The organism is Rhodanobacter sp. L36, from assembly GCF_009765755.1.
Lineage (GTDB): Bacteria > Pseudomonadota > Gammaproteobacteria > Xanthomonadales > Rhodanobacteraceae > Rhodanobacter.
In genome coordinates, this window is sequence record NZ_LMUV01000011.1 from 32,875 (window position 1) to 51,358 (window position 18,484).

The following is an 18,484-nucleotide window of genomic DNA, read 5'->3' on the forward strand; positions in this document are numbered from 1 at the left end:
CGAAAAAGGCCGCGTGACGATGAAAAGCATGAGCTTGTATGGATGGATGCTGGCAGCTCTGATGACTGCGGGATGCGCAGATCAGCAAGCAAGAAATGCCGCAGCGAACGGACCGGCGATATTTCCCGATCAGGCAAAGTCGACCATGCCGGAAGGCGATTTCGTCAATCTGGACGATCTCGGTAAAGTCAAAACAGGGATGACCAAGGCGCAGCTGCACCGGTTGCTCGGGACGCCGCATTTCAACGAAGGCGTGTTCGGTGTTCGCACCTGGAATTATCTCTTCGACTTTCGCAACGCTGGTAGCAACGGGGACACTTTGCGTTGCCAATATCAGGTTGCGTTCGACAAACACGGACTTTCCACCGGCATGTACTGGATGCCGGCGTCGTGCAGCCGGGTCTTGTTGCCTGCGCCTCAGGCGGAAGTTGTACCCACGACAGCGCCGATGCCTTCCGAACCTGTTCGTCTTTCGTCGGACATGCTGTTCGATTTCGACAAGTCCGAACTGACATCGTCGGGAAAGCAGAAACTCTCACAAGTGCTGGCGCAAGTACGCAATGCGAGCGACATTCAGGACGTCGTCGTCGTCGGTTATACCGATCGCCTCGGCAGCGCGCGTTACAACCTGGAACTGTCGCGTCGGCGCGCTTCATCCGTGCGCGACTACCTCGTCGCAGGCGGCGTGCCGGAAAATGTGATCACCGCGCACGGACGCGGTGCAGAGAATCCGATCGTGCACTGCGCAAACTCCGACAAAGCCACCCTGATCATTTGCCTCGCGCCAAATCGCAGGGTGGAATTGTCCGGAACTGCCAAGCCCTGAGTCAGTTAGTCATCCATTCGCCTGATGACGGTCGCAGCAGCGTGTCGTGTGGCAGCTCACCGAACAACCGTTTGTATGCTTCGGCAAATCTTGAGAGGTCATGCATTCCGCAATCCATCGCGACGGACTTCACTGAGCGGCGGCTTGCGTCTGCTTCGTTCAGTTCGATGAAAGCAACACAAAGACGCAGCGACGAAAGAAATCGCATGGGCGAAATACCCAGGAGATCCTGGCAGGCATAGCGAAGCGTGCGTTCGCTGACCTCGGCGGCGTCGCACATGTCGGAGAGGTAGATGTCCACGCCCAGATTCGCGCGTATGAAGTGCTCGGTGCGCTCGACGACACGGTAGTGTTTTCGTCGCGATCTGCAACAACCGAGAATGCTCTTCCCCGTTGCGGACAGGCTTGCGGCGGCATGGCATTCGACAAGCGCTTGCAGATCGATCGGGGTGACGAACGAACTGTATGCAGCGTCAGCCTGAAGGATCACCTTCCAGCGAATCTGCTGATAGATTTTTTCGAGCCGGGCGAATGTGTCGTTGCCAGCCGTTTGAAAAAGTTTGACGAACAGTCGCGGTTCGGCAGGTGCCGGCAGCGCTTTCAGGGAACCCGGGCGCATGCCACCCGTCGGCAGGAGAACGTGCGTCACGCGTGTGCCGGCTCCGAACATGAAGTCGGCGGTTTGTCCCGGCATCACGGAAAATGCAGTATCTGCCGTCATTGGCACGCCCTGGCACCAGCTGTTGTCGCCAGCGCGGTGCATGTATCCCAGCAGAAAAAAATCCGCGGGCATCACGAAGCGAGCGCGAAAACCGAAACAGTATTCGCTGCTGCAGGCAAATGATTGACCTTGTTTCAGCGAGCCGACGAATGCCTGCGGATCGGCGGTGTCCAGCAGCAGCACCTGCATCCTGCTGGATTTTAGTTGCGCAATGAACATGGCCAGGTCGCAATGCGACAGCTGCACTCCGGCAGTTCCCTGGGAGGCTGGAATCAATCCATCGGGCCGAAAACTCGCCATGACGTCACCAGGGAAAACACTACGAATTGGCCAGGGCGACCGTGAAAAGGGGACTTCGACATCGGTTCCTGGTTTCCGCGTCGAGGCGCTACTCAGTGAGAAAGACGGATGCTTGCGTCCTGCTGGATGTTCAAGGCCTGGCATGTTTGTGCATCGAGTTCGATCCACATCGCGAGCACCGGCTTGCCGTCGACCAGTTGTGGTGGGCCGACACGATGAGCGTGCATGCCGATGCTGCGCAGAATCCGCTCGACACCCATGGCGGTGAACGTGATCAGTCGCGTGGCACCATGTTCCATGGCAGCGGTGACCAACGCTGCGAACAACAGGCAGAAATGTTGACGCGCATCCTCACGTGACAACGCAGATGTTTCGTGTGTCGTCTTCGTGGAGAAGCGCGAAAGCTCCCAGACTTCCGGCGAGTGTGGCGCGCACTCTCCGTTCATGAGGTGTGGAAACACTTCGTCGAGCAGATATGCCTGAGTGGTCGGCAGCAGCCGCGCGCATCCGCAGATGACTCCCAGCTCATCCTTGGCCACGACATACAAGGTGTCGGGGCGATCGAACTGGTCCCGCTCAAGACCGTCGACGACAGGCAACTGCCAATGCAGTGTCTCGATGAATATCGAGTGCCGGTAGGAAGCCAGTTCTGCTTCCAGTCCCACCGGCAGCTGTTTCCTTGTGCCTGCCAGCATCGTCACCATGGTCCGTCACTCTGCGAAGGCTGAATGAAGACATTGAAGGTGAAAGCAAGCGGTGGGAGAACTGTAGATTCCTACAGTTGGTACGCGAGACGTAACGCGCGTACTAGCTGGCAAGTAAAAATCGAACGTGGATCAAAACGGCCATGGAGCCGAGTCATTCGAAACGAGCGTCACGATATTGTCGGACTCAAGTGTTGTCTGCCACGCAACGCCTGAAAGCCATGCGTGCAACAACTCATTCGTTTTTTTGCATCCCAGGTCGAAACGTTGCGAACCTACCAGCATGAGATTGGTGCTCAACCCGCCCGGCGCGAGAAGCACACGTCCAGTTTGTGACACGAACCACGCCCAGCCAATGCTGATTTGTCGTGCGGTCCCCGACGCACTCCATTCGCAGTATCCTGCCCGGAGAGCGGGAACATCTTCGTGAGCAAGGTCTTCTCTCAGACTCTCGTCCTCCCAAGCGTGTCTTTCAGAAAACACGACTTGGGCCAATGCATCGAACGTGATGCGGACGTAGCCATCGAAAAGTCCTTTGGGGGAGACTTGGGATGAAGAAAATGCGGATGCCACGGCGTGTTCCAGGTAGGGCAGGGTCTTTTACCTTATGCCGTTCCTGCCATGGCACACAGCTGTCAGCTTTTGCAGATTGACAGAAGTGATCGCACGCATGACATGGCGCGAAGATTCCCTCCACCGACTCGCCCTTGCGGCGAATTCCGCGGACGATATCGTCAAGGAGCTCGCTGGCATCGTCGGTGACCTCGGCTTCGAATACTGCTCCTACGTGTTGCGCATGCCGATTCCTGTTTCAGAACCTTCCGTCGTATGGGCAAGCACGTATCCCGTGCATTGGCTCGAGCATTACTTCAGCAACAAATATCTGGAAGTCGATCCGATCATCCACAAGGTCGTGCAAGACATGGCGCCACTGACGTGGGCCGATGCGCGCGATACCAGCGAGCCGGCGTTCTGGGAAGACGCGCAGGCGCATGGCATACGGCATGGCTGGGCCATGGCCACGTATGGTCGACACATGACGACAGGCATGCTGTCGCTGGCGCGCTCTTCTCGACCGGTGACGGAACTCGAGCTCGCCGACACGGAGATGAAACTGGTATGGCTGGCGCATGTGGTCCATGGCCTGATCGGCTCGGTTGAACTGCAGCGCGTCATGCCGGAAACCATTCGCGAATTGTCGAATCGCGAACGCGAAGTGCTGCGATGGAGTGCGGCGGGAAAAACCGCTGACGAGATCGCGACCATCCTGGGCATCACCGAACGTACAGTGACATTTCATATCGCCAGTTCGCTGAGCAAGCTCAATGTCGTCAACAAGACGCAGGCGGTGGCCAAGGCTTTGTTACTCAATGCACTGGATTGATCGCACGACGAACATCCGGTTTTCGAGACAACGGTGAGCTCGGAGACTGGATGCCCATGTTCCATGTCGGATCTGCAAAATGAGAGGGACTCGCCCATGAAATCGATCACCCGATACGCTTCGACAGCCGTGTTCTTGCTGATGTTTGCCGGAACCGCCACCGCGGTTTTCGCCCACCCGCCGGCGCCGGGAGAAGACTCGCCGGATTCTTCGGCTGCCTCCGAAAGCACGATCGCCAGTCTTCAACGATTGATCGCCAGCCACGATGTGGCGGAAGTGCGCAGCACGCGCAACGGCAGCTACAGCGCGAGCCTGCTTTTCCAGGCGGATACGTTGAACTACTTCGTCACGCTTTCGCATGACCAGTCGTTCTGGCGCGTCATCCAGACCGACTCGGTGAAGAATGCAGAAAACACCTTCCGCGTATTTGCAGATCAGACGGCGAAGCTGGCTGAAGTGGACATCGATACCTTGCGACTGGAAGCGGGCAAGCAATATGCGCAGCATCTCGTGGCCCTGAACGAATCGCGCCTGCACAAATTGCAGCAAGACGCGCTGCTACAGCAACGTCAGGGTCAGCAGGTCGCGGCTTTGCAGGAGCAGGGACGACAGAAGGCGGTTGCGCTGAGCGGAGATCTGCGCGCTACAAGCAGCCAGCTGGATGAGGTTCAGCAGAACATCCACAAGCTCGAAGCACAGCAGGGGAATCCCGACCTGAGCCTTCCAGCAGGCGCGGCCTCTTCTGCAGGCGCTGCATCCTCGCCGGCACAAGCCGACACGAGCCAGACGTCTTCTCCGTAAATCACGCGTCGCTATTCGCTTCGATGTAGCCGCTACGGCGCGACTTGCTGTGCGCGAAGCGCCGCTACCGCTGCCGCCGCGTTCACCTGCAACACGCCGCCGGATACCTTGCTGCTTCGAAGCAGAAGATCGTGTGCGGTGCGTGCATCCAGTCCAGGCGCGATGGACAGCAACAACGCGACGATGCCGCTCACATGGGGAGCGGCCATCGACGAGCCCGAGGTGAAGTCGTAACCGCCGCCGGGTTGCGTGGTCAGGATGTCATTGCCGGGAGCACTGAGAATGCCGTGCGGTGCTGCTGTGGGTGCACTCATGCGGACCACGATGACGCCCGGCGTATCGACTGGAAATCCGTCGATGCTTCCATCAGGCGGCATCGCCGCCACCACGATGCGACCCTGCTCGAGCAAGTGCACGAGCAGGCGATGCAGCAGCGGATCGGCGGGCCCGCCGAGGCTCAGGTTGACGATGCGCGCATCGGTATCGATGACGCCGGCCAGCGCCTTCGCCAAGGTAAAGGAATTGCAGCGGGCGCCGGCGTTGGTCGTGGCTGGATACCAGCAGGCCTTGTAGATGCTGAGCATGGCCTTGGGCGCCATGCCGACGATGCCTTGATGGTTGTCACCGCTTGCGGCGATGACGCCGGCGACTTCGGTGCCGTGACTATCGCCATTGAACGACGCGGTGTTGCCGTCGTCCATGTCGTGCGTGTCGCTGATGCGGCCCTGGAGATCCGGGTGCACGACGTCGACGCCGGTATCGACGATCGCGACATGCACGCCGCTACCCTGGCTGACGCTTTGAGCGACGGCGGCATCGGTTTCGACGAAGCCGCGCTGAAGGTTCACGTAGGGATCGTTGTACTTGCGTGCAGCGCTGGCCTTGTCCGCATAGACGGCATAGTCATGCAAAGGCTGCGCTAGTTGAACGCGTTTGTCCTTGGCGAGCATCTTGATGAGCGCATCGCGCGTCACGCCGGCGGGCGGTTCGAGCACGACGCAATACACATCGAGCGCCTTGATCGGCCAGCCGGTGACTTCACGCATTCCATACTGTCGCTTCAGCGCGGCAACGGTGGCGGCGGCACGCTGGCCGGCACCGTAGATTCTCGATGGCGCATAACCAAGCAGGCTCGAACCGGCATGAATCGGTGGCGGCTCCAGCGGATTGTCGACAGCCAGCACGATGTCGCGCCCGCTGTTCATCGATGACACGCTCGATGCCGCGACTGCACGATGGCCGGCCTGGTCGTTGCGCGGCATCGTCGGGCGCGACAGCGCGCACGCATTCAATGCCGCCACGACTGCAACAAGAAAAAGGACGCGGTACTTCATGGCGTGGCGTTGATGGGCTCCGCCAGGCGAATACCGCGCGTGGCACGCAACTGCTGCAGCGCATGCGTAGTGGATGTCGATGCGATCGACGCGACCGTATACGCGCCGACGTCGTTCGGACCGTCCACGACTTTCAATTGCAAGGTGTGCAGCAAGGCATTCCAGTCCGCGACAGTCATCGCGACATCGGGTACGACGCGAATGCTGCCGGCAGGAACAGCGGCAGATTCCTGGCTGAGCGTGCGATACAGGGGATTTTCGCCCGCCGACCACAGCTTCAACCCAAGTGCACCGATGCCCAGTGCCTGGATCAGCACGGTGGCCACCAGCGCGCGGCTCAACCAGTTGACCGATCGCGAACGCACGCGCACTTCCGGAACTTCAGGGCGATCGAGGCGACCCATCAGACGGCTGAAGCCGGCGTTGGCATCGAGTGGAATATCCGAAGGCAGCGACATCGCCATTCGCAGGCGACTCTGCTGCGCGAACTCTGCACGACACTCGGCGCAATGCGCGAGATGGCCTTCGAGCCAGTCTTTCTGATCCTGCGGAGCATTGTCCTGCAACACCCAGGGCATCGCTTCCCAGGCGCGGACGCATTCCCTGCCGGAATCCATCGGGAACGTCATGGTGCGTTCTCCTTGTGAAGTGGCGCTTCGCCGGCGAGAGCCGGAAGCACGTTGCGTAATTTGACCCGGGCGTGAAACAGCCGCGCCTTCACCGTACCCACCGGGCACTGCATGATCACGGCGACTTCGTCCAGCGAATGGCCCACCCCGTAAACCAGTTCGACCACGACCCGCTGGTCTGCAGAAAGACGCTCGAGTCCCTTGCCGAGCCAGTCGCGCAGTTCGCGATCGTCGTCCAGATCGTGCGCTGGCGTGCGCAGCTCCGGCAGGTTGCTTTCCTCCACGGGCTCGTCGCCGTGCTGGCGCAGCGCCTTCAGTCCGCAGCGATAGGCAATGCCCATCAGCCAGGTGGAAACGCGCGAGTCGCCGTGGAAATTGCCGGCTTTCTGCCAGGCGATCCAGAAACAATCGTTGATCACTTCCTCGATCACGTCGGGGCGTCGCGTCAATCGCGAAAGGAAGCGGCAAAGTCGGCCGTGGTATCCACGGTAGAGAATGCCCAGCGCCACGCGATCGCCCGCCGCCATGCGCTGCAGCAGCATGCGGTCGGTCGCGTCGGCATCGATATCAGCGTCGTTCATAGGCTCGGAAGTCATCCGTCGGATCGCGGTGGGTTCGCTACCCGTAAGTACCGCATCAGCGCCAAAAGGTTGCCCCGCGCTCGAAGGATCGAGGAACAGCCGATACCCGGTCAAAAGGATCGCGACAGCGTGCCGATCCATGGCGATGCATTCAGGCTTGCCCATTGCTGCCGGGTCGCGGCATCGGCCATGACCCGGGCCACTTCGATCCGCCACGGCCCGCGGCTCCACATCAAACCCACCTGACCGTAACCGAGCAGGCCACCCTCATGAAGGTAGGCGTAGGTACCCGTGCGACCGTACTGGTAGCGGGTATACGGCGCAACCAGCGCCTGGGCAACCCCGACGCCGGCCGTGAGAGACAGGTTCCAAGCCAGCGGCCAGTGAAAGCCGAGATCGGCGGCGCCGCGCATGCGGTGCGTTTTAGCGCCGAGCACATAGATGGCCGATACGCCCATGGTCAGCACGTCGCGATAGGTCCAGTTGACGCCGCTTTCGGCCCGGTCGTAGGCGCGGACACCGGCGCTTCCGGGGTAGCGGTAATACAGCGCGCTGGCCTGCATCTGCCAGTCGCCGGAAAGCGACCAGTAGTGAGAAACCTGCGCGAGCCCTTCGACCAGCCGGCCGGGCGAACCGGACTTGGTACCTGCCGACACACCCAGCGACCAGCCGCTGACCGATGTCCACGAAGCGGCGGCCTGCAGTATCGGCGTGTTGCCGGTGATTGCCTGACCGCGGTCCATCAGCTCCGAACTCACCGCTACCGTGCCCCCGAACGTCGAGGATTGCGCATGCAGCATCGGTGAAGTGCCGGAGCCGGCGATCAGCGCCAACAGCGCAAGGTGTCGCGCGCTGCGGTAGCGATGATCGATGCCGATCCTGCGATGCGGGAGTTGAAAGGAACGATGACGCAAACACAACGCTGCGCGCGGGAAGCGTTGGTTGGTCATGTCCGGATCATCGCTCCCTTGGCCGGGCGATCCATGCCGACGCGAAAGTGAAGCGCATCATTCCGATGGCTTGCGGGTTACGTAAAATCATCAGTGGATCGTACCGAGGTAGGAGATGAGATCGTCCAGATCCTTGGCGTTGCTGAGTCCATCGTATTTCATCTTGGTGCCGGGGTCGGCCTGTTTGGCCGGCTGCGACAGATAACTGTGAATCTTGTCCGCTGTCCACACCCAGTCGGTGTGGCTGCGCAGTGCGTCGGAATAGTTGTAGTCAGGCAGCGAGGCCGCCTTGCGCCCCACGATGCCGAACAGGCTCGGGCCTTTTTTATTGCGACCCTGCTTGACGCTGTGGCATTCGGCGCACTCCGACTTGAAAACATCCGACCCCGCGCTGGCGTCACCGGCGCGGACCAGGGGCGAGTCCAGCGTCCAGCCGAGAATAAGCACTGCGGCACAAAGGCCCAAGGTTGACTTCGTCACGTTTCAGATTCCTTTGCGTGTTTTCAGAATGCTGCACTCACCGAAACGGTGAACGCGTTCAGATCGCCTGGCTTGGTGCTTTCGACGCCCAGCGGAACGCCGAAAATATTGCTGGTGGCGCCGTTGAAGCGGGTGAAGCGAAACCAGGTGGCGGAAATTCTCATGTTCGCGATCGAGGTGAACGAATCGTCCTTGCCGAACGGCGTCCAGAACACGCTGAAGAGATTGGCCGCGGTATCGGGATTGCCGTATGGCCCGAAGCGAACGTCGTCGCGCGTTCCGTTGCTCTCGATGTGCGCCACCTGCACGCCGTAGCTCTGCTTGAAGATGTACGCGACGCTCAGGGTTTCGTCGTGCAGCGCGCCGCGCGACGAAGCGAACAATCCCGGAACGGTCGGGCTCTCGAACGTACTGCCGTACTTTCGTTTTTCGAGAATGTTCACGTAACTGACCTGCACGATGTTTTCCCGGTTGCCGAGAAACTGGTACGACAGGTCGTAGCCCAGATCAGTGAGATCGTCCGCTGGTCCGACGCGCTGCAGCTCACGTTTTGTCGTCAATCCCACCACGCCGACGGAGAAGAACTGCCGCTTGAGATCCTTCATGTACGCGAAGCGGAAATAGCCGGTGTCGCTGATTTTTCCCGGGTCGCCGGAGATGTTGTAGCCGAGGTGATCCTGGGTGGATCTCGGCAGCGAATCGTAGGTGCCCACTTCGCCGTACCAGTTGGCGTCGTAGAGCCCGTAGAACGTGGCGCCGATGACGCGGTTGGTCGGCGAGTTGGCGCTGGAAAGATTGAGGAACGTGCCAGTCGGCCCTTGTCCGCCCGGCGGCCCGAAGCTCATCGCCGCCGGCAATATCGAGATGGGATCGTCGAAGCCGGGACTGTTGTTGACGCTCACGCCGAGGGTCAGGTTCTTGCCGCCGAGCTTGAGCTCTTTGGCGACGAAGCGCAGGTCCACGGTGCTGAGTTTGGTGTTGTACGTGTCGTGCCCGACATGATCGGCCTCGACCTTGATGTAGCCACCGATCTGATCGGTCAAACGTCCGGCGATGTACAAATCCGCTTCGGTCAGGTTGGTCGTGCTGACGCCTTTCGCCGGTGCGCTATGTGATTCCGTGAGCTGCGCGGCCAGCGGAATCTTGGTGCCGTTGCCATCGGTATCGGTGTATCCGTTCAACTTGAAACGCATGCCGTAAGGCGTGAGGTTCGGGCCGGCGCCGGCTGCGCCGTAGGCTGCGGCATGGCAATCGGCGCAGGCCGACCCGGTCTGTCGCGCGTATACAGGAATGGCGTGTGCGGTGCTGGCGCAAGCGAGCAGCACGAGCGCCGCAACGCTACTCCACACATGCCTTTTGTCGGGTGTGCGCGCCGCGCGTCGATGCAGAAAAGACAACATGATGTCTCCTTGTTGCGGTGGTGCGGTAATGAAGCGTGATCAGCGCCGGCGTTGCGGCAACATCCTGCGCAACACGCCGTCGCGCACGACGAAGTGATGCCAGAGCGCAGCGGCGATATGCAGTATCAAAAGGGCGAGCAACAGCCATGCGGCGTCCTGGTGCCAGGCCTGCAGGCGGTCCGCGAGGTCTTCATCGGCGCCCACGAGCGCGGGCAACGTCAGTCCGAAAAAATGAACCGGCTTGCCCTGCGCACTGCTGAGCGTCCAGCCAAGTAGTGGTTGCGCCAGCAACAGCGCATACAGCGCGAGATGATTCAACACCGCAAGCAGGTGGACGAGGCGCGACGGGTTGTCTTCGGAAGGCAGCTTGCCCAACCGGATGCGCAGCGCGATCCGCACAAAGAAAAGGATCAGCACGAACAAGCCGAAATGCCGGTGACCCTCCAGCAGCCACATGCGCAGCGCGCGGCCGGAAACTTCATCGCGCGTGAGGATCAGCGCAGCGGCCAGCGTCACGCAGAGCGCCGTCAGCCAGTGCAGAACCACCAGTTTTCGCGGGCGTGCGAGCGGTGATGCCATCGCATCGGACGGATGCCCCGAATCACCCACGACGTCCGCTGCGGACGTCACGCTGCCATCGTGCTGCGCGTTGTTCTCCAATCCCATTCCGAGAGGTCCTTGCGCTTCGCCGTCGTCGAACAATTCCCGCGCCCGCTCAGGCGTTGCCGCTCTGAACGAAGGATGCGCAGGCCGGAGTGACCATGTACGAATGAGTGCCGGCCGTGCCGCGAAAGGTTGCATCGCGTCATCGGTGACGCGCACGCATCGGAGTCGCGCGTTGAAGACAGGCGCCTTCGCTGCAACACGTACAACCTTTCGCTCGCGAGCCGGCACTCAAAGAGGTCGGTGAACTCCCATCCACGCCTTGGGGCCAAACATGGAAATCGAGCGAGTCCAGTTGCAGAAGCATGGTGACGGCCGCGGCATGCTCATCGCGCTGGAGCAGGATCGAAACGTGCCGTTCGAGATCAAGCGCGTGTACTACCTGTTCGCCACGAAAGAAAAAGTGCATCGCGGCCAGCACGCGCATCGCCATCTCAATCAACTGGCGGTGACGGTGCGTGGTTCGGTAACGTTTCTGCTCGACGACGGCACCGGGCCGGTGGAAGTAACGCTCGACGATCCATCGCAGGGCCTTTTGCTCGGCAGCATGGTCTGGCGCGAGCTCTACGATTTCAGCGATGACTGCGTGCTGATGGTGCTGGCCGACCAGTACTACGACCCGGCCGACTACATCACCAACTACGACGATTTTCTGGGCGAAGTGAACGGCACGCTGCGGCGGGAGGGCTCGGCAGCATGGCCAGGCCGCTAGTCCTGATCGGCGCGGGCGAGTTCGCCCAGATCGCCTGCGAATACTTCGCACACGACAGCGATCGCGATGTCGTCGCCTTCAGCGTGGATCGCAAGTACCTCGCGCAGCAGGAGCTCGCCGGTCGCCCCGTGATCGCCTATGAAAACATCGAACAAAATTATCCGCCGTCGGATTTCGATGTCTTCGTTGCGATTCCCGCCAGCGAACTCAACCGCGTGCGCACGCGTTTCTATCGCGACGCGAAATCGCGCGGTTACCAGTTCGCCACGTACATCAGCACGCGCGCATTCGTATGGCGCAACGCGGAAGTCGGCGAGAACAGCTTCATCTTCGAGGGCAACGTCATCCAGCCTTTCGTCGAGATCGGCAACAACTGCATCCTGTGGAGCGGCAACCACGTCGGCCATCGCACTGTCGTTCGCGATCACGTGTTCGTCGCTTCGCACGCGGTCATTTCCGGCTATTGCGATGTCGGCGAAAGCAGCTTCATCGGCGTGAATGCCACCTTCAACGACCACGTGAAAGTGGCGGCGGACAACATCATCGGCGCCGGCGCACTGGTCACGCGCGACACCGAGCCGGGTCGCATTTATGTCGGTTCTCCCGCGCGCGCCGTGCCGGACAAATCCAGTCTCGACGTGAGGCTTTGAAGAACGCATGCCTGCATGGAGCAAGCGAGGACTGGTGTTCGAGACTGCGCGCCATGGTGTGGGCAGATGGATGGCTCACTCGGCGCTGACGCCCACGCCGCATCGCATAAATGAAAATCTGATTCGCGTCTACGCGGGTTTTCGCGACGGCGAAGGCGTAAGCCGCATCGGCTATGTCGATGTGCGCGCCGATGATCCCACCGTCATCGTGAAAGTCGGTGATGAACCCGTGCTCGACATCGGTCGCCCGGGTTGCTTCGACGATCACGGCGTGATCCTCGGCGACGTCGTCGATGCACCGGGCGGCCTGCACATGTTCTATGTCGGGTTCCAGCGCGTGGCCAGGGCGAAATTCCTCGCGTTCACGGGTCTTGCCGTTTCCACCGACGGCGGCCATCGTTTTCATCGCACGCAGGAAACGCCGATCCTCGATCGCGCTCCGGGACGTAGCACGATCGGCGCGGTGCATTCGGTGCTGTACGAAAACGGCCGCTGGCGCATCTGGTACGCCGTGGGCGACGACTGGGAAATCATCGGCGATCAACCGTTTCCGCGTTACCACATCCGTTATGCAGAGACGGACGATCTCGCTGCGATACCGCGCAACGATCATGTGTGCCTGTTACCACAGGGCATTGAATATCGCATCGGCCGGCCACGCGTCTACCGGTGCGATGATGACGGTTACCTGATGTACTTCACGCGCGGCAATGTCACCGGCGAATATTTCCCCGGCGTGGCGCACAGCACGAACGGCATCGACTGGGAACGTCGCGACGAATCGTTCGGCATGGTGCTGTCCGAAAGCGGATGGGATTCGCAGGTGATCTGCTATCCGGCATTGATTCGTCAGCGCGACAAAATGCTGATGTTCTACAACGGCAACGACATGGGCGTGGACGGTTTCGGCGTGGCCGAATGCGACAGTGCAGGCTTCGATGGTGGTGTCGATGCCCACGGTTAGAGCCTACGACGCCTCGGACGCCAAAGCCTGGGATGCTGCGGTCGAGCGATCCCGCAACGGCAATTTCCTGCATCGACGCAGCTACATGGATTATCACGCCGATCGTTTCGTCGACTGCTCGCTGGTGATCGAGCAGCGTGGCGAGATCGTTGGCGTTTTCCCCGCCAATATCACGGACGCGACAGTGACCAGTCACGCAGGCCTTACGTACGGCGGCCTCATCACCACGCACGCCTTGCGCGCGGAGTCGACACTCGAAGTATTCCAGCAGATGGCCGAACGCTTCCGCGCGCTGCAGGTGAATCGCGTGATCTACAAGGCGGTGCCGCACGTGTATCACGCGTACCCGGCGGAAGAAGATCTGTACGCGTTGCACCGGATGGGCGCGCGATTGCAACGGCGCGATCTTTCCTCTGCGATCGCGCTGCAGGAAACCTTCCACTTCACCGAGGGCCGCAGGCACGCGATCGACAAGGCGCGCAAGGCCGGAATTCGCATAAGCGGCACCGACGACATCGACACGTTTCATGCGCTGCTCGTTGACGTTCTGCGAAAACATGGCGTCGCGCCAACGCACAGCCTCGCGGAATTACGGCTGCTGCAGTCGCGTTTCCCGCAACAGATCTTGGTGCACGAAGCACGCATCGATGATGAGCTGCTCGCCGGTGTACTCGTTTATGATTTTGGTCGCGTCGCACACACGCAGTACATGGCCGTCTCGGATGAAGGGCGTCGGCTTGACGCGCTCACCTTGCTGCTGGCCGATCTCATCGGTAATACCTACGCCACGCGACAGCATTTCACCTTGGGTATCTCCACCACGCAGGAAGGACGCGAACTCAACGGCGGACTGGTTGCGCAAAAGGAATATTTCGGTGCGCGTGCGCTGGTGCACGACTTCTACGAGTGGCCTCTGTGATGGATGCCTCGGTGAAAGACGTGCTGTTTCTCAGCCTGAAGGACGTCAATGCTCGGCATGCCGATGCACTGAAAGCCGCTGCTGCGCGCGTGATCGATTCGGGCAGGTATATCCTCGGTGAAGAACTCATTGCGTTCGAACACGAGTTCGCTGCGTACTGCGGCGTGCAGCACGCCATCGGCGTCGGCAACGGGCTGGATGCGCTGTCGTTGATCCTGCGCGGTTACAAGGAGCTCGGCGCGATGAAAGAGGGCGACGAAGTCATCGTGCCCGGCCATACCTTCATCGCCAGCTTTCTCGCCATCACCGGCAACGGACTGGTAGCGGTTCCGGTCGAGCCCGATCCGCTGAGTTTCAACATCGATCCGGCAGTCGTGGAGGCGGCTATCGGACCGCGGACGCGCGCCATCATGGCCGTGCATCTCTACGGCCAGCTGGCCGACATGGCCACGCTGTCGGACATCGCGCGCAGGCATCGGTTGCTGCTGATCGAGGATGCAGCGCAAGCGCATGGCGCGATGAGCGACGGCCGCAAGGCCGGTACGTTCGGTGATGCTGCGGCTTTCAGTTTCTTTCCCGGGAAAAATCTCGGCGCGCTCGGCGACGGCGGTGCGGTGGTGACCGACGATCCCGTGCTTGCTGCGCGTGTCGCGGCGCTGCGCAACTACGGCTCCGATGTGAAATACCGTCACCTGTTTCAGGGCGTCAACTCGCGGCTCGACGAAATGCAGGCCGCGATGCTGCGGGTGAAACTTCAGTACCTCGATGAGGACGTGGCATCGCGCCGACTTGTCGCGCGCCGCTATCGCGACGGCATCCGGCATCCGTATATCCGCACGCCGACCGTGGCGCGCGAGGAACAACACGCATGGCATCTGTTCGTGGTGCGTTGCAGCCGGCGCGATGCGCTGCAACGACACCTGCAGGCGCAGGGCGTCCAGACCCTGGTGCATTACCCGGTGCCGCCACACCGGCAGCCGGCGTATGCGGCGATGCGTGATATCCGCCTTCCGCTGACCGAGCGTCTGCACGACGAAGTGCTCAGCCTGCCAATGGGTCCCACGCTGAGCGACGACGACGTGGCCCGCGTTATCGACGCATGCCAGACCTTCGGACACGCCGCATGAACATCGTTCGCACTGGCGCGTACACCGCGGTCGCCACGGCAGCACGGCTGCTCGCCGGACTGATCGCCATCAAGCTGGTGGCGTGGTTCGCCGGCCCCGAGGGCGTGGGCAAGCTCGGCCAGTTCATGAGCTTGATGTCGTTGCTGGCGGTGTTGGCCGGTGGCGGCATTGGTGCCGCCATCGTGAAGTACGTTGCCGAATATCGCGAGGACGACGGCAAGCTTTCGCGCCTGCTTTCCGCAGCGCTCTGGTATGCATTCTGTGCGTCGTGCCTGATGGCTTTCGTGGCGCTTGTGCTCAGCCGGCCCATTGCCACATGGCTGCTTGGCGACCCGCAGGACGCCGGCCTGATCCGCATCCTGGCGATCGCGCAGATAGGCATTGCGCTGGTCAACTACATGCTCGCAGTGATCAACGGCTTCATGGACGTGCGCCGGCTTGCCTTCATCCAGGTGGCGGGCTCGGCCGTCGGTATCGCGATGATGATCTGGCTGTCGCAGTGGCTGCATCTCTACGGCGCGTTGCTGGCGCTGGTGCTGAGCCAGGTGTCTTGGCTGGCGATCGGGCTGCCGGCGTGGTGGCGCAGCGCCTACTTCCGGCCGGCCATGCTGCGCATGCGCTTCGATCGCGAGATGACCGTGCGGCTGGCGATGTTTTCGATGATGACGCTTTCGTCGGCGCTGCTCGCGCCACTGGTCAACATCGCGGTTCGAGATCATCTGGCCGTCCATTTCGGTTGGCAACGCGTCGGCTACTGGCAGGCAGTGAGCAAGGTATCGGACGCCTATCTACTGTTCCTTACCACTGCGATCAACATTTACTACCTGCCCAAACTTGCCTCCACGCACACACGCGAAGCATTGCTGTTCGAGCTGCGCAGTGCTTTCCGCTACATCATGCCGGCCGTGATCGTTCTCGCGACACTCGTCTATGTGCTCAGGGAATGGGTGACACGCCTGCTGTTCACCGCGGACTTTGAGTCCGCCAACTTTCTGTACGGACCGCAGCTGGTGGGCGACGTGATCAAGATCGCGTCCTTCATCCTGTCGTACATCATGCTGGCCAAAGCCATGACGCGGCTGTTCGTGATCTCCGAGTGCGTGTTCGCGTTCACCTATCTCGTGCTGGTCTACGTGTGCACGGCGCACTACGGCCTGGTCGGCGCGATGTATGCATTCGCGATCAACTATCTGCTGTATTTCGCCTTCAACGTGCTGGTCGCCCGACGTTACCTGGGGGCGCTGTGACAATGAACAATGACATCGCGATGGATGCATCGTCGTTGCCGCTGGTCTCGGTACTGATCCCCGCGTTCAACCACGAGCGCTTCGTGGAACGCTGCCTGGACAGCGTGCTGGAGGACCCGTATCCGGCGAAAGAACTCATCATCGTCGACGATGGCTCAACCGACGGCACGGCCGATCGCATCGCCGACTGGGTCGCCACGCACTGCATGGATATCCCGATCGAATACGTGCGCCGGGAAAACCGTGGCGTCGCCGCCACGCTCAATGAACTGGCCGCGCGCGCCAACGGCGAATTTCTGCGACCAGGCGCGAGCGACGATTACCTGCTGGCCGGCGGCCTCGATGCGCAGGTGCGATACCTGCTCGCGCACCCGAACAAGGGCGCGGTGATCGGCGATTCGGTGGTGGTCGATCAGGATGGCCAGAAGCTGCACGACAGCGGCATGCGCGATCTGCATGGCGCCGACAAGCGTCTCTACAGTTCTGACGACGGCATTCGTCGGGCGGTGATCAGCCAGTGGGCGATCGGTGGTCCGGTCACGCTGATTCGCAAGAGCGCGCTCGACACGGTGGCGCGCTGGAGCGAGGGCCTGCGCATTGAGGATTGGGATTTGTTCCTGCGGCTCGCCGCGCGCGACGCGCTGGGCTTCATCGACGTCAACGTCTGCGCCTATCGCATCCACGGCAGCAACCTGAGCAAGACGCGACACGCGGGAACGCGCGTCGGCAATCTCACCGAGTCGAAGCACATCGCGATGCGCCGCGCGAATCTGTTCGACGAACCGTACCGCACCTTGCTCAAGGCGCAATCGCATTTCATCAGCGCCAAGATTTCCTACCTGGAACGACGGCTTTGGTCGCTGCTGCGGCATCTGCTGGCGTACGCCGCGCTGCTCGCGCTTTCCAGGGTTCGTTTCGCTTCCACGCATCCGCATTCGGAGGAGGCATGACGAACCTGCTGCGCCTTCCGTCCACTTATCTCGGCGCGCCGATCCTGCTGGCTTGCGCGCTGACATGGTTCACCTATGACCTTTCGGTGGATTACATGCAAGGTCTGCTGCTGCTTACCGTGGTGGCGGCGGCCATCATCCTGTTCGACGTGCAGGCGCGCATCAGGATTCCGGACACGGCACGTTTTCGTTCGCGGCATTACGCGGGCACGCGCGATGGATTCGTCGCACTCGCGCTCGCCGGTTTCATCGTGCTGTTCTGCCTGATCGACCTGGTGTTTTTCCCGGTGCCGCTGCTGGACAAACCATCGGCGTATGCATCGATGGATGGCGGGCGTGAACATATCCGGCACGTGTCGGACATGTGCTGGATCCTGCCGGTGATCGGCGTGCTCTGCACGCGCAGTCGTTGGATGCGCAACACGCTCATCGTTGTCGGCTTCCTGTTTCCGATCGTGGTGATCGATCGCAACCGGCTGTTCGCCACGGTGTTCTCTTTCGCGATCGTCATCCTGTTGCGACGGGACGAGGCCAAGGTGCTGCCGTGGAAGGCGGTAGGGTTGCTGGCGATCGGTGGGCTCAGCGCGTTTTCCATTCTCGGCATGTTGCGCTCCGGCCCGCTGGATCACGTGACGCTGCCGTTCAGTGCGATGTACCGGGCTGCGCCGCAAGGCATCAAGTGGCTGTTGCTGTATGGCAGCGCGGGCCCGTACAACTTCAGCGCGATGCTCGCCAGGCACTACACGAACGCCAGCTTCCTGATCAATCAGGTCGTACCGCTGAGTGGTTCGGTGGCGACGGCTGGCACCGACATCCCGCTTGATGCATCGAACATCAACGTCGGCACGGAGTTTTTTCCGTTCCTGCTCGCACTGGGTCCGTTCGGCGCCACGCTCTCGATGGTTGCGTTGTACGCGTGGCTGCTGTGGAGCGTGCAGCGGCTTCGACCGACAGTGCCGCTGTTTTCGTTTCTGATCTTTCTGCGCGTTTCCTACGTGTGCGTGATGTCGCCGTTCGCGCCGCAGGCTTTCACCTGGACCAACGCCGGCTTCATCGGCCTGTGCCTGGTGCTGCAGGTGCTGTCGGCCTGGCTGCCCAACCGGCGGGCGCACGCCTCGACCCTTTATCCAGTGAGCGAATAA

At 61.2% G+C, this 18,484-nt stretch carries 21 protein-coding genes; 11 read left to right on the forward strand and 10 right to left on the reverse strand.

Features of this window, described 5'->3' with window-relative positions:
* Nucleotides 1-28: 28 nt before the first annotated feature.
* Complete coding sequence (locus GSQ73_RS09750) at nucleotides 29-826, forward strand: OmpA family protein (protein ID WP_254063370.1); 798 nt, start codon at nucleotides 29-31, stop codon at nucleotides 824-826.
* Nucleotide 827: 1 nt separating this feature from the next.
* Here the strand turns inward: GSQ73_RS09750 and GSQ73_RS09755 are convergent, their stop codons facing one another.
* The 3 genes from GSQ73_RS09755 to GSQ73_RS09765 form a co-directional block, all read right to left on the reverse strand.
* A complete protein-coding gene (locus GSQ73_RS09755) occupies nucleotides 828-1,991 on the reverse strand; it encodes a helix-turn-helix domain-containing protein (RefSeq protein ID WP_158883501.1) in 1,164 nt (387 codons plus the stop codon).
* Nucleotides 1,940-2,551, reverse strand: a complete 612-nt coding sequence (locus GSQ73_RS09760; RefSeq protein ID WP_158883503.1) for an acyl-homoserine-lactone synthase — start codon at nucleotides 2,549-2,551, stop codon at nucleotides 1,940-1,942. Before GSQ73_RS09760 ends, GSQ73_RS09755 begins: the two co-directional genes overlap by 52 nt.
* A gap of 132 nt (nucleotides 2,552-2,683) precedes the next feature.
* The gene (locus tag GSQ73_RS09765; protein ID WP_158883505.1) at nucleotides 2,684-3,124 is read right to left on the reverse strand and encodes a DUF4902 domain-containing protein; all 441 of its coding nucleotides are present in this window, start codon (nucleotides 3,122-3,124) and stop codon (nucleotides 2,684-2,686) included.
* A gap of 97 nt (nucleotides 3,125-3,221) precedes the next feature.
* Between GSQ73_RS09765 and GSQ73_RS09770 the strand changes: the two genes are divergently transcribed.
* Together GSQ73_RS09770 and GSQ73_RS09775 are read left to right on the forward strand one after the other, a co-directional pair.
* Nucleotides 3,222-3,935 (forward strand): autoinducer binding domain-containing protein, encoded by a 714-nt coding sequence (locus tag GSQ73_RS09770; RefSeq protein WP_158883507.1) that lies wholly within the window; start codon nucleotides 3,222-3,224, stop codon nucleotides 3,933-3,935.
* A 96-nt stretch (nucleotides 3,936-4,031) separates the two neighbouring features.
* Nucleotides 4,032-4,736 carry a DUF2968 domain-containing protein gene (locus GSQ73_RS09775; protein WP_158883509.1) on the forward strand — a complete coding sequence of 235 codons (705 nt, stop codon included), beginning with the start codon at nucleotides 4,032-4,034 and terminating at the stop codon, nucleotides 4,734-4,736.
* 32 nt (nucleotides 4,737-4,768) lie between these two features.
* On the opposite strand, the gene GSQ73_RS09780 is transcribed toward GSQ73_RS09775, so the two are convergent.
* The 7 genes from GSQ73_RS09780 to GSQ73_RS09810 all read right to left on the reverse strand — a co-directional run bounded on the left by GSQ73_RS09780 (nucleotide 4,769) and on the right by GSQ73_RS09810 (nucleotide 10,689).
* Nucleotides 4,769-5,998: a S8 family serine peptidase gene (locus tag GSQ73_RS09780; RefSeq protein WP_254063448.1), complete on the reverse strand. Its 1,230-nt coding sequence runs from the start codon at nucleotides 5,996-5,998 to the stop codon at nucleotides 4,769-4,771.
* Between the two features lie 68 nt (nucleotides 5,999-6,066).
* Nucleotides 6,067-6,699: a zf-HC2 domain-containing protein gene (locus tag GSQ73_RS09785; RefSeq protein WP_158883513.1), complete on the reverse strand. Its 633-nt coding sequence runs from the start codon at nucleotides 6,697-6,699 to the stop codon at nucleotides 6,067-6,069.
* On the reverse strand, nucleotides 6,696-7,280 hold the full coding sequence (locus GSQ73_RS09790) for a sigma-70 family RNA polymerase sigma factor (RefSeq protein ID WP_158886355.1): 585 nt from the start codon (nucleotides 7,278-7,280) through the stop codon (nucleotides 6,696-6,698). Before GSQ73_RS09790 ends, GSQ73_RS09785 begins: the two co-directional genes overlap by 4 nt.
* A 110-nt stretch (nucleotides 7,281-7,390) precedes the next feature.
* On the reverse strand, nucleotides 7,391-8,230 hold the full coding sequence (locus tag GSQ73_RS09795) for a hypothetical protein (protein WP_254063371.1): 840 nt from the start codon (nucleotides 8,228-8,230) through the stop codon (nucleotides 7,391-7,393).
* A gap of 90 nt (nucleotides 8,231-8,320) precedes the next feature.
* Nucleotides 8,321-8,656 carry a c-type cytochrome gene (locus tag GSQ73_RS09800; protein ID WP_254063449.1) on the reverse strand — a complete coding sequence of 112 codons (336 nt, stop codon included), beginning with the start codon at nucleotides 8,654-8,656 and terminating at the stop codon, nucleotides 8,321-8,323.
* Between the two features lie 77 nt (nucleotides 8,657-8,733).
* The gene (locus tag GSQ73_RS09805; protein ID WP_158883517.1) at nucleotides 8,734-10,110 is read right to left on the reverse strand and encodes a cytochrome C; all 1,377 of its coding nucleotides are present in this window, start codon (nucleotides 10,108-10,110) and stop codon (nucleotides 8,734-8,736) included.
* 39 nt (nucleotides 10,111-10,149) lie between these two features.
* A complete protein-coding gene (locus tag GSQ73_RS09810) occupies nucleotides 10,150-10,689 on the reverse strand; it encodes a cytochrome b/b6 domain-containing protein (RefSeq protein ID WP_174236115.1) in 540 nt (179 codons plus the stop codon).
* Between the two features lie 358 nt (nucleotides 10,690-11,047).
* Between GSQ73_RS09810 and GSQ73_RS09815 the strand changes: the two genes are divergently transcribed.
* Genes GSQ73_RS09815 through GSQ73_RS09850 form a run of 8 tightly spaced genes read left to right on the forward strand, consistent with a single transcriptional unit; the run spans nucleotide 11,048 to nucleotide 18,484 of the window.
* On the forward strand, nucleotides 11,048-11,485 hold the full coding sequence (locus GSQ73_RS09815; protein WP_158883519.1) for an FdtA/QdtA family cupin domain-containing protein: 438 nt from the start codon (nucleotides 11,048-11,050) through the stop codon (nucleotides 11,483-11,485).
* Nucleotides 11,470-12,135 carry an acetyltransferase gene (locus GSQ73_RS09820; RefSeq protein ID WP_158883521.1) on the forward strand — a complete coding sequence of 222 codons (666 nt, stop codon included), beginning with the start codon at nucleotides 11,470-11,472 and terminating at the stop codon, nucleotides 12,133-12,135. The genes GSQ73_RS09815 and GSQ73_RS09820 overlap by 16 nt, the downstream gene beginning before the upstream one ends.
* A 7-nt stretch (nucleotides 12,136-12,142) precedes the next feature.
* A complete protein-coding gene (locus GSQ73_RS09825; RefSeq protein WP_158883523.1) occupies nucleotides 12,143-13,099 on the forward strand; it encodes a hypothetical protein in 957 nt (318 codons plus the stop codon).
* Nucleotides 13,086-14,018: a GNAT family N-acetyltransferase gene (locus tag GSQ73_RS09830; protein ID WP_158883525.1), complete on the forward strand. Its 933-nt coding sequence runs from the start codon at nucleotides 13,086-13,088 to the stop codon at nucleotides 14,016-14,018. The genes GSQ73_RS09825 and GSQ73_RS09830 overlap by 14 nt, the downstream gene beginning before the upstream one ends.
* Nucleotides 14,018-15,145: a DegT/DnrJ/EryC1/StrS family aminotransferase gene (locus GSQ73_RS09835; RefSeq protein ID WP_158883527.1), complete on the forward strand. Its 1,128-nt coding sequence runs from the start codon at nucleotides 14,018-14,020 to the stop codon at nucleotides 15,143-15,145. The genes GSQ73_RS09830 and GSQ73_RS09835 overlap by 1 nt, the downstream gene beginning before the upstream one ends.
* Entirely contained in the window at nucleotides 15,142-16,392 is a 1,251-nt protein-coding gene (locus GSQ73_RS09840; protein WP_158883529.1) for an O-antigen translocase, read from the forward strand. Before GSQ73_RS09835 ends, GSQ73_RS09840 begins: the two co-directional genes overlap by 4 nt.
* Before the next feature lie 2 nt (nucleotides 16,393-16,394).
* The gene (locus tag GSQ73_RS09845; RefSeq protein ID WP_158883531.1) at nucleotides 16,395-17,342 is read left to right on the forward strand and encodes a glycosyltransferase; all 948 of its coding nucleotides are present in this window, start codon (nucleotides 16,395-16,397) and stop codon (nucleotides 17,340-17,342) included.
* On the forward strand, nucleotides 17,339-18,484 hold the full coding sequence (locus GSQ73_RS09850) for a hypothetical protein (RefSeq protein WP_158883533.1): 1,146 nt from the start codon (nucleotides 17,339-17,341) through the stop codon (nucleotides 18,482-18,484). The genes GSQ73_RS09845 and GSQ73_RS09850 overlap by 4 nt, the downstream gene beginning before the upstream one ends.

Excerpts from the sequence above, each read along its gene's own strand:
- GSQ73_RS09750 (WP_254063370.1), top strand. The coding sequence starts at position 29 with ATGAGCTTGTATGGATGGATGCTGGCAGCTCTGATGACTGCGGGATGC.
- GSQ73_RS09755 (WP_158883501.1), bottom strand. The coding sequence starts at position 1,991 with ATGCCAGGCCTTGAACATCCAGCAGGACGCAAGCATCCGTCTTTCTCA.
- GSQ73_RS09760 (WP_158883503.1), bottom strand. The coding sequence starts at position 2,551 with ATGGTGACGATGCTGGCAGGCACAAGGAAACAGCTGCCGGTGGGACTG.
- GSQ73_RS09770 (WP_158883507.1), top strand. The coding sequence starts at position 3,222 with ATGACATGGCGCGAAGATTCCCTCCACCGACTCGCCCTTGCGGCGAAT.
- GSQ73_RS09775 (WP_158883509.1), top strand. The coding sequence starts at position 4,032 with ATGAAATCGATCACCCGATACGCTTCGACAGCCGTGTTCTTGCTGATG.
- GSQ73_RS09780 (WP_254063448.1), bottom strand. The coding sequence starts at position 5,998 with ATGCCGCGCAACGACCAGGCCGGCCATCGTGCAGTCGCGGCATCGAGC.
- GSQ73_RS09785 (WP_158883513.1), bottom strand. The coding sequence starts at position 6,699 with ATGACGTTCCCGATGGATTCCGGCAGGGAATGCGTCCGCGCCTGGGAA.
- GSQ73_RS09790 (WP_158886355.1), bottom strand. The coding sequence starts at position 7,280 with ATGAACGACGCTGATATCGATGCCGACGCGACCGACCGCATGCTGCTG.
- GSQ73_RS09795 (WP_254063371.1), bottom strand. The coding sequence starts at position 8,230 with ATGACCAACCAACGCTTCCCGCGCGCAGCGTTGTGTTTGCGTCATCGT.
- GSQ73_RS09805 (WP_158883517.1), bottom strand. The coding sequence starts at position 10,110 with ATGTTGTCTTTTCTGCATCGACGCGCGGCGCGCACACCCGACAAAAGG.
- GSQ73_RS09810 (WP_174236115.1), bottom strand. The coding sequence starts at position 10,689 with ATGGCATCACCGCTCGCACGCCCGCGAAAACTGGTGGTTCTGCACTGG.
- GSQ73_RS09815 (WP_158883519.1), top strand. The coding sequence starts at position 11,048 with ATGGAAATCGAGCGAGTCCAGTTGCAGAAGCATGGTGACGGCCGCGGC.
- GSQ73_RS09820 (WP_158883521.1), top strand. The coding sequence starts at position 11,470 with ATGGCCAGGCCGCTAGTCCTGATCGGCGCGGGCGAGTTCGCCCAGATC.
- GSQ73_RS09825 (WP_158883523.1), top strand. The coding sequence starts at position 12,143 with ATGCCTGCATGGAGCAAGCGAGGACTGGTGTTCGAGACTGCGCGCCAT.
- GSQ73_RS09830 (WP_158883525.1), top strand. The coding sequence starts at position 13,086 with ATGCCCACGGTTAGAGCCTACGACGCCTCGGACGCCAAAGCCTGGGAT.
- GSQ73_RS09835 (WP_158883527.1), top strand. The coding sequence starts at position 14,018 with ATGGATGCCTCGGTGAAAGACGTGCTGTTTCTCAGCCTGAAGGACGTC.
- GSQ73_RS09840 (WP_158883529.1), top strand. The coding sequence starts at position 15,142 with ATGAACATCGTTCGCACTGGCGCGTACACCGCGGTCGCCACGGCAGCA.
- GSQ73_RS09845 (WP_158883531.1), top strand. The coding sequence starts at position 16,395 with ATGAACAATGACATCGCGATGGATGCATCGTCGTTGCCGCTGGTCTCG.
- GSQ73_RS09850 (WP_158883533.1), top strand. The coding sequence starts at position 17,339 with ATGACGAACCTGCTGCGCCTTCCGTCCACTTATCTCGGCGCGCCGATC.